The sequence below is a fragment of the Roseobacter sp. N2S genome (assembly GCF_031454055.1).
Lineage (GTDB): Bacteria > Pseudomonadota > Alphaproteobacteria > Rhodobacterales > Rhodobacteraceae > Amylibacter.
The window spans coordinates 239,805-255,065 of the sequence record NZ_JAVDQB010000005.1; the positions used below are offsets into that span (position 1 = coordinate 239,805).

13 protein-coding genes are annotated in these 15,261 nt (G+C 54.0%); 6 read left to right on the forward strand and 7 right to left on the reverse strand.

Translation table 11 applies throughout. The features are described from left to right. Positions 1 to 9 precede the first annotated feature (9 nt). From GGE09_RS13950 to GGE09_RS13980, 7 genes are all read right to left on the reverse strand, one after another. Positions 10 to 1,656, reverse strand: coding sequence for an amidohydrolase (locus GGE09_RS13950; RefSeq protein ID WP_309746760.1), 1,647 nt, complete (start codon positions 1,654 to 1,656; stop codon positions 10 to 12). A gap of 18 nt (positions 1,657 to 1,674) precedes the next feature. After that, a complete protein-coding gene (locus GGE09_RS13955; protein ID WP_309746761.1) occupies positions 1,675 to 3,126 on the reverse strand; it encodes an amidase family protein in 1,452 nt (483 codons plus the stop codon). A gap of 88 nt (positions 3,127 to 3,214) precedes the next feature. After that, the gene (locus GGE09_RS13960; RefSeq protein ID WP_309746762.1) at positions 3,215 to 4,228 is read right to left on the reverse strand and encodes a TAXI family TRAP transporter solute-binding subunit; all 1,014 of its coding nucleotides are present in this window, start codon (positions 4,226 to 4,228) and stop codon (positions 3,215 to 3,217) included. Positions 4,229 to 4,241: 13 nt separating this feature from the next. Continuing rightward, the gene (locus GGE09_RS13965; RefSeq protein ID WP_309746763.1) at positions 4,242 to 6,125 is read right to left on the reverse strand and encodes a TRAP transporter fused permease subunit; all 1,884 of its coding nucleotides are present in this window, start codon (positions 6,123 to 6,125) and stop codon (positions 4,242 to 4,244) included. Beyond that, on the reverse strand, positions 6,118 to 6,630 hold the full coding sequence (locus tag GGE09_RS13970; protein WP_309746764.1) for a MarR family winged helix-turn-helix transcriptional regulator: 513 nt from the start codon (positions 6,628 to 6,630) through the stop codon (positions 6,118 to 6,120). Before GGE09_RS13970 ends, GGE09_RS13965 begins: the two co-directional genes overlap by 8 nt. Before the next feature lie 374 nt (positions 6,631 to 7,004). Further along, positions 7,005 to 7,871 carry a MaoC/PaaZ C-terminal domain-containing protein gene (locus GGE09_RS13975; RefSeq protein WP_309746765.1) on the reverse strand — a complete coding sequence of 289 codons (867 nt, stop codon included), beginning with the start codon at positions 7,869 to 7,871 and terminating at the stop codon, positions 7,005 to 7,007. 33 nt (positions 7,872 to 7,904) lie between these two features. Continuing rightward, positions 7,905 to 8,675 (reverse strand): enoyl-CoA hydratase-related protein, encoded by a 771-nt coding sequence (locus GGE09_RS13980; protein ID WP_309746766.1) that lies wholly within the window; start codon positions 8,673 to 8,675, stop codon positions 7,905 to 7,907. A gap of 314 nt (positions 8,676 to 8,989) precedes the next feature. Here GGE09_RS13980 and GGE09_RS13985 point away from each other — a divergent pair, with 314 nt between their 5' ends. From GGE09_RS13985 to GGE09_RS14010, 6 genes are all read left to right on the forward strand, one after another. Then, positions 8,990 to 10,201: a CaiB/BaiF CoA-transferase family protein gene (locus GGE09_RS13985; RefSeq protein ID WP_309746767.1), complete on the forward strand. Its 1,212-nt coding sequence runs from the start codon at positions 8,990 to 8,992 to the stop codon at positions 10,199 to 10,201. A 38-nt stretch (positions 10,202 to 10,239) separates the two neighbouring features. After that, positions 10,240 to 11,331, forward strand: a complete 1,092-nt coding sequence (locus GGE09_RS13990) for a nitronate monooxygenase family protein (protein WP_309746768.1) — start codon at positions 10,240 to 10,242, stop codon at positions 11,329 to 11,331. A 53-nt stretch (positions 11,332 to 11,384) separates the two neighbouring features. Continuing rightward, on the forward strand, positions 11,385 to 12,359 hold the full coding sequence (locus tag GGE09_RS13995; protein ID WP_309746839.1) for an NADPH:quinone oxidoreductase family protein: 975 nt from the start codon (positions 11,385 to 11,387) through the stop codon (positions 12,357 to 12,359). A gap of 69 nt (positions 12,360 to 12,428) precedes the next feature. Next, positions 12,429 to 13,397, forward strand: coding sequence for a tripartite tricarboxylate transporter substrate binding protein (locus GGE09_RS14000; protein WP_309746769.1), 969 nt, complete (start codon positions 12,429 to 12,431; stop codon positions 13,395 to 13,397). A gap of 113 nt (positions 13,398 to 13,510) precedes the next feature. After that, positions 13,511 to 14,749 (forward strand): acyl-CoA dehydrogenase family protein, encoded by a 1,239-nt coding sequence (locus tag GGE09_RS14005; RefSeq protein ID WP_309746770.1) that lies wholly within the window; start codon positions 13,511 to 13,513, stop codon positions 14,747 to 14,749. A 70-nt stretch (positions 14,750 to 14,819) separates the two neighbouring features. Continuing rightward, on the forward strand, positions 14,820 to 15,257 hold the full coding sequence (locus GGE09_RS14010; RefSeq protein ID WP_309746771.1) for a tripartite tricarboxylate transporter TctB family protein: 438 nt from the start codon (positions 14,820 to 14,822) through the stop codon (positions 15,255 to 15,257). The last annotated feature ends 4 nt before the right edge of the window (positions 15,258 to 15,261 follow it).

Sequence of the window (15,261 nt, forward strand, 5' to 3'; positions counted from 1 at the left end):
TACTGCGGCTTACAGTGCAAAGACCGTTTGTCCTTTCCAGACTGTTTCTTGGACTTTCATGTTTGCAATCTGTTCAGGGAATAATCCGCGAATATCTTTGGACAGTATGATGAAGTCCGCCCAAGCGCCGGTCGTCAGGATGGATGTTTGCCCTGCCAGCCCTATTGCGCGCGCAGCGTTACTTGTGAAGAGCGTTAGGGCTTGGTCCAGCGGGATCGCCTGATCTGGATTCATGGCCCCCGCATAAGTGCCGCTGGCGTCCTGTCTGTTCAGCATCCCGGCCAAGCCTGTCCACGGGTCCGCATCCGGGGCACTTGCAGGCCAATCCGTTCCAAAGATCACTTCTGCGCCTGCTGCAATCAGATCGCGGATACGGTGAAGACGGCTGAGTTGTTCGCTGCTAAGGACGCCGCGCTGCGAGGGAGTGGCTGCGTTGGGCATCCATAGTTTGGGGGAAACCTCGGCAATGGCATCAAGCTGTGCAAATCGTGGTAAGTCCGCATCACTTACAAATGCGGAATGTGCGATTTCATGGCGCAATCCAGAGGGGCCGTTTGCCCTGCGTGCGGCTTCAATCGCATCAAGACCTTTTCGGATCGCATTATCCCCGACGGCGTGCATTTTGACCACATAGCCGTGATGATCCAACTCCGTCACTTTGTCATTCAGTGCCGCAGGGGACATGAGCAAGGTTTCATCGGGATCATGGGCTGACGGATCATAACCCTCGGCAGGTTGATAGGGATCCAGAAACGAAGCGGTGTGCGCAGGGGCAACGCCATCTATAAACAATTTGGCATAGTTTAAAGCCAGATCATCGCGGGCATAGGATTCACGCATCCTGTTGATGTCATTCATAGGAACAAGCCCGCCAGCCAAGGGCGAAAAAGCATTGATATGCGCGGCCCCATGCAAGGTCCAACGACCATCGTCACAGGCTTTAGCATATGTGGCCAAGATTGTTTCGGAGGCGGAGGGTTCCTTGAAGCCAGTATACCCCAGGCTGTTAAGATAGCGGAGCGCATAGTCGCAAGCTTGCCGCAGTTGAGCAGGGGTTTCCACGATAGAGGCACGGATTGGCGAGAGGGCGGCTTCAGCCATAAACCCTGTCAATTTGCCCTGATGATCGCGCTCTATCAAACCACCTTCAATCGGCGGGCTGTCATCGGTGAAACCCGCCCGCGTCAAAGCTGCGCTGTTGCACCATACGGAGTGCTGGCTTGTATCAAACAGGGCAACGGGGTGGTGGGGGGCTAGGGTGTCTAACCATGCGCGCGGGGTCGTGCCAAGGTCTTCGCGCATTTCATAGCGCCACGGGCCACCGCTGATCCAATCCCCTTTCGCAATTTCACCGGCACGCTTTTGCACGGCATCCGCGAGCTGTTTGGTGCTGGCGCTGTAACCCACATAGATATGGAACAGATCACGGCAAGCCCCCCACAGCGCATGGGTGTGGGATTCTATCAATCCGGGCATAACAAAGCGGCCCCCCAAAGAGATACGGCGTGTGCCCGGCCCGACAAATGGTTCCAAATCATGACGGGTGCCACAGGCTAGAATGCGCCCTTCGGCTACCGCTATGGCGTCAGCAATCGGGCAGGCAGGATCGAGTGTCAGGATCGTGCCACCTTCAAATACAGTATCGGCTTTTTGCATTTTTCTTGCTCCGCGTGGTTAAGAAAGATGGGTGATATTGGGATCAATCGGCCCCTGCGGGCCGCCCATGGCCAGCTCAACGGCGCGGGCTGCGGCCAAAAGCGCTGCCTCGCTGCGTGGCTTGCCGATCAGTTGCAACCCAATGGGCAGGCCGCTGGGACCGTGACCCACAGGGATAGATATGGCGGGTAATCCTGTGACTGTGGCCAGAAAGGAAAAACGCAGCCAATGCAGATAATCTTGCAACTGTTGTCCGCCAATGGTCGCAACCCATTCTTCGCTTTGGGCATGGGGCAGGCAGCCCACCGTCGGGCAGGCCAGCACATCGAAGGTTTCAAAAATCGACAGCATATTGCCATAAAGGGCCGAGCGGTGGCTGTGGGCAAAGACCACATCGGTCATCGTCAACGCCTCGCCTGAGGCAAAGTTATCCTCAAGCGTTTGTTTGAAATGGGCGCGGACTTCCGGTTTGATCGTCCGCGCCATTGTGGCCCACATGGTTCCCCTTATGGTGCGGTAGGTTGCGTCCAATTGTGACACATCCGGGCAGATTTGCTCGATGACTGAACCCTGTTTTTCCATCAGATGCAAAACCCTGTGAAAGTGTTCTGCAATCTCGGTGTCGATGGGGGCGAAGCCGTCTAAATCCGCAGTATAGGCGATCCGTGGTTTGCCATCTGCACGGATCACGGCGTCCTGAAACGAGCAGTCAGGCGCGGGAAAAGACAAAGGATATCTTGCGTCATATCCAGCCATGGCATCCAGAAACAGGGCGCAGTCGCGCACTGACCGTGCCATTGGACCTTGGGCACCTTCGCCCATAAAAGCGTTGTCGCGTGAACCGCTGGCGACCCGACCAAAGCTGGGGCGCAATCCCACGATACCACAAAAGGAAGCGGGGGTGCGCAGGCTGCCTGCATGATCGGAGCCATGGCTTAACCATGTTTCCCCGACGGCCAGTGACGCCGCCGCACCACCAGACGACCCGCCCGCGTTCAGGGTTGTATCCCACGGGTTTCGTGTGGGGCCGAAGACGTCGTTAAATGTGTTCCCCCCTGCACCGAATTCTGGGGTGTTGGTTTTCCCGACGACCAAAGCGCCACGCGCTTCCAAACGGGTGACCATCGGATCGCTGGCGGGGGGGATGTTATCGCTTAAAGCTTTGGTGCCAAAGGTTGTGCGCACACCTGCAACAGGGGTCAGGTCTTTTATGCCGATAGGCAAACCCGCCAGATACCCCGGGTGATCCGAAGGAAAATCCGTCAGGTGGTCTGCTGCATCAAAGGCGCGCCTTGGGCATGTTGTCGGGGTTGCGTTGATCGCCGGGCTTACAGCCTTAATCCGTTCAAAACTCACCTCCAGCAATTCTTGGGGGGAGACCTCCTTCCGCTTGAGCAGATCAACGGCTTCATAGGCTTGAAGCCTGGAAAGGTCGGACCCTGTGAAGGATGGAGGAGAGTGTGTAGACATGAGTGACCCGACAGTTTTGTGAATTCAAAAGAAATGCGCCGTGGATCAAATCTTTGATCAATCCACGGCGACGGGAGGGTATTGTCGGTTAGTTCGATTTACCGAAAGTTGTGGCTTCCGGGATTTCCCAGCCCATTTCGCGGTAATAGCGTTCTGCACCCGGGTGCAGGCGACCCGCGATCAGTTGTAATGCGCCTTCTTTGCGAATTGTTGAGGGCATCCAGACCGCTGTTTCATGCAATTCGTCGAGGTTTTCCCAAATCGCTTTGGTCACTTGGTAAACCACTTCTTCATCCACATGCATGCCAGCAGAGAAGTTTACAATTGCGCCATGGGTGCGTGCATCGCCCCCGATTTGATTGCTACCATAAGTGTCACCGGGGATAACGTTCAGCGTACCGCCAGAAGGAATGTTCACTGTCAGTTTGTCCGTATTCACATCAATGATGCGAATTTTTTTGGTTAGCGCGAATTGCTGGATTGACGGGCTTGGCAAGTTAGTTGGAAGCACGATGACATCAATTTTGTCATCCTGAAACGCCTGAATCGCAGCATCATATCCAAAGGTTTGGACGTTCATTTCGTCCGCTTTTACCCCTGCCATTTCCTGAATTGCCCGCAATACAACACCTTTTGCTGCCCCGCCGGGAGGGCCTGCAAAAACCGTGCGACCTTTCAGGTCTTCAAGGGTTTCAATGCCAGAATCCGCGCGTGTTACATAGTGATATGGGCCGATCTGATAAGAGAAGATCATCCCGATATTTTTTTCCAGTTCCGGCGCATTTTTCATGTCTTTGAACGGACCGATGTTCTCTGCCATCAGCCAGTTGATCGTGGAAGAGCCAAAAAGGAAATCAACCTTACCGCTGCCTGCATCCACCATATGTTTGGTGGCAGCACCAGTCGCGCGCACTTGGAATTCCACGTCTTTCACATGGCCGTTCACAACTTTTGCAATTGCGGTGTTAATCACAAAGGGTGACATGCCCGGTGCGGTTGAAGTCACCTTGTAAAGCTCGGCCATTGCAGCGCCAGCAGGCAAGGTGAGTGCCATAATGCCCGCAAGGGTGAGTGCCTTTGATCTATTTAAAAATTTCATCATTTTTTGTTTCCCTTTATGTTGGTATTTGGATTTTTGGTTTTGGTGAGAACAGTCCGACGGCCAGTGTCAAGATGACGGCAGGCATCCAGAAATAGGCAATGGGAAGCATCGCCGCTGCCCCGATAACCAGCCGCAGGCTGCGTTGTCCTATGCCTAATATGCCTAGCCGAGGATCTGCACCGCCAAAGGCCGTGGCCAACATCCATACCGCAGCAAGAAGACGGGTTATGGTGAAGGCCAGTTCGACCCATGTGAATCCGTCTGCGACCAGTAACATTGAAGGGGAGTAGACGAAGACATAAGGCACCAAGAGGCCGATAATCGAGATGCGCAGCGCCACAAAGGACGTGGCAAGCGGATTGCCCCCGGCAATGGGTGCCGCAACATAGCAACCATAGGCAATGGGCGGAACAATTGACGAATAGACCGCGAAATACAGCACAAACATATGCGCAGCGATGGGTTCCACGCCTGCTTTGATAATTGCAGGGGCGATCATGATGGCGATTATCAGATAGGCGGGCAAGGTCGGCAGACCCATGCCAAGGATTAACGCGCCAAACATGGCCAAAACCAATGCTAGAATGAGGCTGCTTTCGCCCGCAGCGGCAATGGATGTGGCAAAGCGGATCGCAACACCTGTTTCATTTACAACAGCCAAAACAATACCAATCACCCCAACCGCCAGAATAATCTGCGCAGCACTGACACCGCCATCTGCCAACGCCGAAACAATGCGTTTGGGCTCTCGGCGGAAATCAGGGTTCAAAAGCAAACCCATGACTATGGCCGTGATCAAACCGTATAGCCCGGCCGTGGCGGGGCTTTTGCCAATGAAAAAGGCAATCATCAGCGCGGCAATGGGAACAAAGACCAATGCGGAATTCAGCCAGTCACGGGCGGTAATCGTCGGGATTTGATCTTCGGGAAGGTTCTGGATGTCGAGGCGCACGGCTTCGGTGTAAACTTGGGCAAACAGGCCGATGTATTTGAACAGCGCGGGGATTGTCGCGGCGGCCATCACCATAACAAAGGGCATTCCCACAAGATCTGCCATGACAAAAACCGCAGCGGCCATAATCGGAGGTGTCAATTGCCCGCCTGACGAAGCGGCTGTTTCAACGGCCCCTGCAAAGTTCGCGGAAAACCCTTGTCGTTTGATCATCGGGATCGTGAAAACACCCGTCCCCGCGATATTCGCAGCGACACTGCCGCTCATCATGCCAAAGATGGCCGAAGCAACGATGGCCGCATGGGCCGCGCCGCCCCGAATACGTGCGGTTAGTGCTGTTGAAAGATGGATCAAACTATCGCCTGCGCCAGTTCTTTCGAGGATTGCACCGAAGATCAGAAAGATCAGAACATTATCCGCAACCAAGCCGGTGACCCGTCCGAACACCCCGTCAAAGGAGTACCAGCCAATTTGCAGAAAGCTGGCCCAGTCCATCCCGAAATGTTCCAGAATGCCAGGCAGATAGGGGCCTGCAAATCCGAACATGATAAACAGCACTGCCATGATGGCCAATGCATAGCCCCAGGCCCGCATTGAAAGGACAATGATCGCAAGCATGCCAACAAGGCCCGCTACAATGTTTTCCGGGGTTGCTGTGTAAAAGCCGGTGTAAAGGTCCTGTTTGACTTGGAAAAACCACAGCGCGGAATATGCAAACGCGACGACCATGCCCAAGTCTAAGGCCCAGCCCAATTTGCCCATGCGCCCCTTGTCAGAGGTGAGCGCGACAATTGCGATGCTGGCGGCCATCACGCCAAATCTGGCGTTTGCCTCGTCGATTACGAAAAATGCAATGACGGCAATAATGATCAGAGAAAACGCGACGGCCAATGCGCGCCCCAATTTCTGAAGAGGATTAAGTGGCAGTGCGATCGTGTTAGTCACCAGTGTAATTCCCTTGTTTCAAGAGTTCAGCGTTATGGTCAATCATCAGATCGAGCATGCGGCCGAACGCCTCTTGCTCTTCTGCGCTCAGAACTGACGCCATTGAGCTGTTCCGTTCGTCTGTGAATTGGATGCAAGCCTGATGTAAGGCGCGCCCTTCATCCGTCAGGAAAAGCAGCGTCTGCCTGCGGTCTTCGGGACTGGGTTCGGTGATGAGCAGGTTGCGAGAGCAAAGCTCTTTCACTGTGCGGCTTAACAATCCGCGATCCAGCAAAAGCATTTCCCGTATTTTGGAAGTTGTGGCAGGGCTGCTTTCTGCAACCAGCCCGATGACCCGCCATTCCGACAGGCTAAGCCCAAATTCATTCTTAAAACGATGTGTCCCTGCACGTTCATTAATTGCTGCAAGTCGGGATATCCGAAAGCTCATAGCTTGGGAGAGCCGCTCAATTATATCGGGTTTGGGATGTGGCGGATTGATCTTGCGAGCGTTCAGATTTTTCAATGTGTGTCTCCTGTGATTTCAAGCTTACGGAGCAATCGTTGATATTGTCAACAAAATTTAACGCACACGATTGCAGGTAAGCCAATTCCGCGGTTTGTGATGGGCCTGACTGTGGGGGGCGAGTGCCGCCAAGTCTCTGGCTGGAAAGCGAATTTTTTGCAGGAACGTTGATAATCCGTTGATTTCATCAGCCCTGCTTGAAGCGATGCCACTTCGTACACTTCACCATTTTGACGGGGTTTGGGGATGCAGTCGCTCTGTGCTCGCCCTGTGAAATGTTGAGAATCCCTTTGCCAAAAGTCGCATCGTTTTGCGATGCAAGTTCGTGAGGGGCGGGCATAACCCAATGCCAAAACGATCCCCGCTGAAATCGCTTAAATTTTAAAAATCAACTGACCATTATCAATGACCGTCTTCCCTGTGTCACTGGAAAGGGCGCGAAAGTGCACGGTGTTTTCGCAGTCCCACATCAAGACGCGAAGGGTGTCACCAGGGTAGGTAGGGGCGCTAAAACGGCAGGAGATTTGTGTAACGGCTTCCGGCGGGCAGGTCGTTTCCCATATGGCACGTGCTGCAAACGCCATAGTGCACCGACCGTGCAGGATCGGTTTTTCAAAACCTGCGGAGAGTGCGTACACAGGGTCTATGTGCAGCGGGTTCAAATCTCCGGATAAGCGGTACAAAAGGGCTGCGTCTGGCCGTATTTTGACGGCAGCTTCGCGATTGAAGGGGGTGTCAGGAATCGCGCTTGTTATAGCAGATGACACTCCGGCGCTGCCGCAGCCACCATCCCCACGGCAAAAATTCTTCATTTCGACCGTTGCAAAAGCCGTGTTGCTGTCCTCTTGGCGTGTGACCCAGCGGCAATGCACTAACGCGCCGCGGCCTTCGCCTTTGTCTTGCACGCCCAAAATCTCAAATTTTGACAACACACGCCCTTCAGTCGGGATCGGCCCGTGCAAGGTGATCCGGTCCTCACCGTGCACCACACGATTTACATCCAGCCCCAGCCCAGGTGTTAACACCCATCGGAAAAAGCCCATAGTCACGGGCTGCGTCGGTGCGGCACGAAAGTTGATTTCACCGCAGCCGTTCTCGTTCACAAAGGCCAGTTGGGCAGGATCTGTAGCCTGTTCCCCGATCCCGATCCCAAGCGCATAGAGGCAGGCATCCCGTGGGGTCAGGTTAGTTTCAATCTCGGGGAAGGGGTAATTCATCAATCTGTTAACGTCGAGCGTCATAGTGTACTCCATCTAGAATTGTTTTTCACAGGCTTAGCGTCCGTTAAAAACCGGTTCGCGTTTGTCAAAAAATGCAGAGATACCTTCTTGTAGGTCGTCCGTGTCAAACAGGATTTGCACGGCGCGGCGTTCCAGCGCCAAACCGGTTTCCAAGGGTCCATCCATTCCAGCGAGCGAGACTTCTTTAATAAGGCGCTGGGAAATCGGTGGCAGTTTAGCGATCCGGGCTGCTAGGGATACAGCGGCTGGAATGGCGGAGCTTTCCTCTACCACTTCGCTGATAACGCCCGCGCGAAATGCTTCTTGCGCGTCAAGTCTGTCCCCTGTCATCAATAGCCGCATTGCGCGCGCTTTGCCTACGGCGCGGATCAGCCGTTGTGTTCCACCACCACCCGGCATCAAGCCAAGAGTGACTTCAGGTAGGGCGAATTTTGCGCCGCGCGATGCCAGAATGATATCTGCATGCAACGCTAGTTCAAACCCGCCGCCGAGCGCTAAACCGTTTACCGCCGCGATCAACGGTTTTGGAAATTGCGCCACCGCACGCCAGTGGGTTTCGATGTTCCGCAGTAGCATATCGCGCGGTCGCATTGACGCCATTTCACGTAAATCGGCGCCCGCTGCAAATATCTGATCTCCTCCGGTAAGGACGACGGCACGCACCGCTTCATCGCTGGCACAATCAGACAGAGCGCTGGTTAGGTGTTCACGCAATTCAAGCGAGAGCGCATTTCTGGCGTCTGGACGGTTCAATGTCAGTAGCGTGACACCATGTGCTGGTTTTTCGATTCGGATAACTGTCATGACGTCCTCATAAATTACGGATATAGTAATTATTTGTGGCGTAAAGTTTGCCAGTGGCACGCGGATCTTTCGAGCCACTCGTAAGGTGCCGTTTCAGGAGTGATTCCGAATATTTGGCGTATATCATTGATTTAAAGCATTTTAATTGCATGTATTTTTTCCAGATTTAGCTTGTTGCTCTGATCTTTCTGAAAGTATGGAAAAATAATATTACTGCAAATAGAAAAATTTCTTGCAGAATAATTTTCGTGCTTTTACGTAATGGGTAACAAAATGCCTTGTGCACTTTGAGGAAATTTAAGGGGGGAGCCTTGATGACCAGACTGTCAGACAACACTGGGCCTTTGGCTGGGTTAAAGGTTTTGGACGCTGCTACAATCATTGCAGCCCCTTTTGCAGCAGCTTTGCTGGCGGATTATGGTGCAGAGGTGCTGAAGCTGGAGCTGCCTGATGTCGGGGATGGTGCGCGGGATTTTCCACCTTTCAAGGATGGAAAATCGCTCTGGTGGAAAGTAATCAACCGGAACAAAAAATTTGCCACGTTGGATCTGCGTCAAAAGGAAGGTGCAGCGCTTTTTCTGAAGTTGGTTGCGCAGCAGGATGTTCTGATTGAGAATTTCCGCCCTGGCACTTTGGACCGCTGGGGCCTAACCCGCGAAGTGCTTTGGGAGGCAAATCCGTCTTTGGTGATCTTGCGGGTTACTGGTTTTGGCCAGGACGGGCCTTACAGTTCGCGCCCTGGTTTTGCGCGGATATTTGAGGCTATGGGCGGTTTGACCTATTTGACAGGTGAACCGGACGGGCAGCCAATGCATTCGGGCTACCCGCTTGGGGATGCAGTGGGAGGATTGTTTGGGGCAACGTCAATCCTAGCCGCGCTTTTGGCCGTGAAAAACGACCCGGAACGGCGGGGCGAGGAAATTGATCTGTCCCTGACCGAAGCGACATTGAAGTTGCTGGAGTTCCTGCCAATCGAGTACGATCAAACAGGTGAAGTACGGGAAAGGGTCGGGAATGCGAACCTTTATTCGGCGCCAGCTGCGGTGTTTGAAACCGCCGATCACCGTTGGGTGTCCTTGTCTGGCAGCACCAATGCAGTTTTCGCACGCAACTGCGTGGCAATTGGTCAGCCAGAGCTGCCAAAAGACCCACGCTATGCCACCAATTCATCCCGCTTGGAGTATACCAAACAGTTGAACGGAATGTTTGCGGATTGGTTCGCAGGCCAGACGCTCGATGATGCGCTGGACGCGTTTCAAAAGTCGGGGGGCACAGTTGCGCCCGTCTATGCAATTGACCAGATTTTTGCAGACCCACAGATGAAAGCGCGCGATGCAATCACACCCGTTCCGGATGACGACTTTGACGAAGTGCGGATGCAAAATGTGGTGCCACGTTTTGCAAAGCGTAGGGCCGCGCATCGCCGCTCGGCTGGGGCTTTGGGGCGGGATACGGATGAAGTGTTGCAAGGCTTGGGAGTGACTGTTGAGGACATTTCCGAACTTCGCGCCCGAAAAGTCGTCTGAACACGAACGCATAGAATTGAATTAAGGGGGGACATAAGATGAAAACACAGGCTTGTAACGTCATGGGAATTGAGCTGCCGATTTTTGGCTTTTCCCATTCGGTTGCGGTGACGGCGGCCATTAGCAACGCGGGGGGGCTTGGGGTTTATGGGGCAACCCATCACCAACCGGACGAGATTATCGAAGTTGCAAAACAGTTGCGCCAACTTTGCGGCGACCGTCCGTTTGCGCTTGATTTGTTGTTGCCCCAGACGGTTGGGGACGAAACTAACCTGCAAGCTGTGCGGGATGGTTTGCCTGCCGAACACAAAGCTTTCGTTGCAGGCTTGGCGCAGAAATACAAAGTTCCTAAACGCACAGAGGCGGATTTCTTTTCGGATAATGTACGCTCGCAAAGCCTGTTTGCGAGGCAGGTCGAAGCTGCTCTTGCATCTGAAGCGGATGTGTTCGCAGCAGCGGTCGGGGTGCCTGCCGAAGTGATTGAGCGGGCGAAAGCGGCTGGAAAAAAGACCATCGCACTGATCGGCGCGCCACGCCATGCCCGTAAAGCACTAGAAGCTGGTGTGGATTTGTTGGTGGCACAAGGCCATGATGCAGGGGCACATACAGGCAAGATCGGCACGTTTTCTCTAGTGCCTCAAGTGGTTGATATTGCGGGCGATATACCTGTTTTGGCCGCAGGTGGAGTCGGTACAGGACGCCATCTGGCAGCAGCACTTGCCCTTGGGGCGCAGGGGGTCTGGATGGGAACCGCTTGGTTGACCACTATTGAGCACGGCATTGATGATATAGTGTTGCAAAAATTGCTTGCAGCGCAAAGCGAAGACACGCTGATTTCGCGGTCCTATAGCGGCAAAACCCTTCGGATGATCCGTACGGCCTGGTCAGATGAATGGAATGCGCCAGATGCCCCAGAGCCTTTGGCTATGCCCTATCAACAGGCACTGATTGGCGAGTTTCTGGCAGGTATCCGTCAAAACCGCGTCGCCCCTTTGATGTGGGAAGCGGCTGGCCAAAGCATCGCTTACTTCAACGAGGAAACTACCGTAGCTGACATAATCAAACGTACCATGAGCGAGGCAAAGGCCGCAGCGCGGGTGTTTCAGTCAGCAGAAACGGTGCCAGCATGAGCCGCGAAACTCACGGAAACACAGCGAAACATGACGCGCGAACCGTGCGAGCTATGCTGTGTCATAATTTGTCAGGGCCGGATGGTCTGACAATAGACCGCATTCCACGCGAAGCCCCCAAATCTGGGGAGGTTCGTTTGAAGGTACGGGCATGCGGCGTGAATTTTCCAGATCTTTTGATGACCCGTGGCTTATATCAATTCAAGCCGGATCCACCGTTTTGCCCTGGCATGGAGGTGTCTGGCGAAGTGTTGGAACTGGGCGCTGATGTCAAAGGATTTGCTGTCGGGGATCGGGTTGTCGCCCGCACCATGTCACTTTACCCTGGCTTTGCCGAGGAAATTACACTTCCGGCCAGCTACCTTTTGTCGATCCCCAAGGCGATGAACGATGTGACCGCAGCGGCACTTTTTGTCACTTATTATACCTCTTATAATGCGCTGGTTGAAAAAGCTCGCCTGCAATCGGGTGAAACAGTTCTGGTGCATGGGGCGGCGGGCGGTGTCGGGCTGGCAGCGGTTCAAATCGCCCATGCCTTGGGCGCTAAAGTGATTGCCACTGCTGGTTCTGCCGAAAAAATTGCGTTTCTACGCAAACAAGGCGTGTCAGATGTAATAAATTATTCAGATGAGGATATTCGAGCGCGGGTGAAAGAGATCACTGGCAGGGCAGGCGTAGATGTGGCGCTTGATCCAGTGGGGGGTGCCGCATTTGACGCATCGGTGCGCAGTCTTGCACCGGGGGGGCGTCTGTGTGTTGTGGGGTTTACCTCGGGCAGCATGGGGTCGGTTCCGTCCAATATCGTTCTGATTAAAGAAATATCCGTGATCGGCATCCGTGCGGGCGAATTTGCTCTGCGCCATCCAGATCGCATGCGCGCAGGGTTTGCCCGCCTCTGTGATTGGTTCGAGGCGGGTAAAATTGCTCCGGAAATCGCGCGAAAATTCCCTTTAGAACAGGCCGCAGATGCATTGCGCGCCCTAGAGGAACGGTCGGCCATCGGTAAGGTGGTCGTCACAATAAGCTGACCCTGCGGAGGAGTGGGGAACGCATATCAGCCGGACTAAGCGGCGAAATCAAAACTAGGAGGAACACATATGAAACTTACCAAACTGGTGACACTCGGGGCCGCAACGCTTGCGTTTTTTACAACGGCCGTTCACGCTGATGACTGGCCGACACAGGCTGTTCATGTCATTGTACCTTATTCTGCAGGTGGCGGCACAGATACCACGATCCGCACACTTGTCCCTAAAGCCTCTGAAGTTTTGGGCCAGACCATTGTTGTTGAAAACAAGCCGGGCGGCGCAACCATTCCTGCCACCGAAGCGGTTTTCCGCGCCAAGCCAGATGGCTATACTATCGGGGCTGCTGCCGCACCTTATACGTTGAACACAGCAATGGGCAAACCAACGCCCTATAATCCGGTTGATGATTTTGAACATGTTATAAAACTGGTCGATCTTCCAATGTGTATTCTGGTGTCCCCAGACCATCCGGCCCAAAGCTTTGACGCGTTTGTAGACTGGGCTAAAGCCCAAGAAGATCCGGTGCTATATGCCACTGCTGGCGTCGGCAGTATGCCCCATCTTTGGGGACTGGCCTTTGCAAAATCCATGGGGTTCAAAGTGGAGCATGTGGGCTACAAAGGATCAGCACCCGCTATTCTTGATGTGATGGCGGGCAATATTCAGGTTATGTTCGACGGGGTCACACCTGGTTGTCTAAAGGGCAAAACCGGCGAAGTTCGTGTATTGGCCAGTGCTTGGGATACGCGACTGCCCTTGCTGCCTGATACGCCTACCCTGAAAGAACTAGGCTATGACGTGCCCCGTGGCTCAGCCAATTTTAGTCTGTTTGCCCCCAAAGGTACGCCCGCAGACGTTGTTACCAAGATCAACGCTGCGTTTCAGGCAGCGCTTGATGATCCAGGCACAATGGAAAGACTTGCTAACAGTGGCTTGTTGCCAGCAGGGGGATCTCCTGAGGATTACCATAATTTCGTCACATCCGAGATCGCGTTTTGGACCGAGATTTCCAAAGGTGCCGGCGTGACGTCGAATTGATCCCAACAGGCGGCGGCACATAAGCCGCCGCCTGTTCTTCTTGGCGTGACTGATAACGCCACTTTTAATGCTGGCCAGATGTTATCGCCACAGTCAAACAAGGGCAGACCCCGATGGATTTCGAATTTTCAGACCGCAGCCAAGACATCACCGCCCGAGTAGGGGCGTTTTTTGAGACCCATGTGTTGCCGCGCAATCGTGACTGGCGTGACTGGAGCGAAAACAACAGCGGCGATCCCGTATGGCTGGAAGACCTGCGCGCAAAAGCCAAAAGCGAAGGTTTGTGGAATATGGGCTTGTCGGGTTTGCCAGAGAGCAAACCGGGGCAGGGGTTAAGCAATCTGGAATTTGCGCCGATTGCGGAGATCATGGGCCGTTTGGCTTGGGCACCTGTGGTGTTCAACTGTCATGCACCCGATGTGCCCAACATGATCACCTTGTTAGAGGCCGCAACGCCGGACCAGCAGGCGCAGTGGCTTGATCCTTTGCTTGACGGCAGCGTGCGGTCTGCTTTTGCGATGACAGAACCGGCGACCGCTTCGTCCGATGCGCGCAATATTGCCATGCGGATCGACAAGACAGCTACGGGGTATGTGATGAACGGGCGTAAGTGGTTTGCTTCGGGCGCTGCCCATGCAAACTGTAAGTTTATGATAGTCATCGGGGCAATGTCAGATGCAGCCCCGCGAAGCGGTCATACTGCGCTGATCGTTCCAATGGACACAGCTGGCCTGAAACAAGTTCGAAAACTGCGTTTCATGGGGTGGGACGAGCCCTGCTCTCCGATGGCGGAACTGGAATTCAACAATGTAGAAGTACCGGCGTCAGCGCTGCTCGGGGTTGAAGGGCAGGGCTTTGCTGTCGCCCAAACCCGCCTAGGCCCTGCGCGGGTACATCACTGTATGCGCGCCATTGGGCTGGCGGAAACTGTGATCGAAATGATGGTTGCTCGAGCCTCGGAGCGGCGTGCTTTTAACAAAACATTGGGCGAGTATGACACGGTGCAGGGCTGGATTGCCCGCTCGCGTATTGAAATTGAACAGGCACGGTTGATTGTGCTGAAATGTGCTTGGCTACTGGATAAAAAGGGTCACCAGTCTGCATGGCGGGATGTGTCGATTGCCAAAGTTGCGGTTCCGGCCATGCTGAACGGGGTGATTGACCGCGCGGTGCAATTGTTTGGCGCGCTTGGTGGCACCGACGACACGCCTTTGCCCGCTGCTATGGCATGGGCCCGTGCGTTTCGAATTTTTGATGGACCGGATGAAGTACATTTGCGCCAAATCTTCCGCCAAGAAAAGCCCGCATCCGGCCCGCTGGCTGACAGTCCGTATCTAAGCAAGCCGATCTAGCGATTACCGCTCCGGGAGGGTGCGTTCGGATCACAACAGAGGAGGAACAAACAAGATGTTAAAACAGGGGATGAAGCAATCGCACGTTCTGTCTGGTCTTGCCGGTCTTTTGATCGGAGCGTTCGCATTATTTGAAGCATGGAATTATCCGATAGGCAGTGTGACACGCATGGGGCCTGGGTATTTTCCGATCATTCTGTCTGTGCTGTTGATGGTGCTTAGTCTTGGGGTCTTGTTCATTGAAGGGCGAAGCGTGGACGGACCGGATATTGAACGCCCGTCTTGGCGCGGTCTGGTCTGGATTGTTCTGGCGGTTATGGCGTTTGCAGCATCGGTTGAAACATTGGGCCTCGCCCCTGCAATCCTTGCCGCAGTGATCTTAAGTGCGCAGGCGGATGATGACCTGCAGCTGAAAGAAACACTGATCCTTGCGGCCAGCTGCACGGTGATCTGCGTTGTAATCTTTATTTACATCCTCGGGCTGCCGCTCGAACCGATCGAGTTTTAATCCC

Coding starts and splice junctions, on each gene's coding strand:
- GGE09_RS13950 (WP_309746760.1), bottom strand. CDS start 1,656: ATGCAAAAAGCCGATACTGTATTTGAAGGTGGCACGATCCTGACACTC.
- GGE09_RS13955 (WP_309746761.1), bottom strand. CDS start 3,126: ATGTCTACACACTCTCCTCCATCCTTCACAGGGTCCGACCTTTCCAGG.
- GGE09_RS13960 (WP_309746762.1), bottom strand. CDS start 4,228: ATGATGAAATTTTTAAATAGATCAAAGGCACTCACCCTTGCGGGCATT.
- GGE09_RS13975 (WP_309746765.1), bottom strand. CDS start 7,871: ATGACGCTCGACGTTAACAGATTGATGAATTACCCCTTCCCCGAGATT.
- GGE09_RS13980 (WP_309746766.1), bottom strand. CDS start 8,675: ATGACAGTTATCCGAATCGAAAAACCAGCACATGGTGTCACGCTACTG.
- GGE09_RS13985 (WP_309746767.1), top strand. CDS start 8,990: ATGACCAGACTGTCAGACAACACTGGGCCTTTGGCTGGGTTAAAGGTT.
- GGE09_RS13990 (WP_309746768.1), top strand. CDS start 10,240: ATGAAAACACAGGCTTGTAACGTCATGGGAATTGAGCTGCCGATTTTT.
- GGE09_RS13995 (WP_309746839.1), top strand. CDS start 11,385: ATGCTGTGTCATAATTTGTCAGGGCCGGATGGTCTGACAATAGACCGC.
- GGE09_RS14000 (WP_309746769.1), top strand. CDS start 12,429: ATGAAACTTACCAAACTGGTGACACTCGGGGCCGCAACGCTTGCGTTT.
- GGE09_RS14005 (WP_309746770.1), top strand. CDS start 13,511: ATGGATTTCGAATTTTCAGACCGCAGCCAAGACATCACCGCCCGAGTA.
- GGE09_RS14010 (WP_309746771.1), top strand. CDS start 14,820: ATGAAGCAATCGCACGTTCTGTCTGGTCTTGCCGGTCTTTTGATCGGA.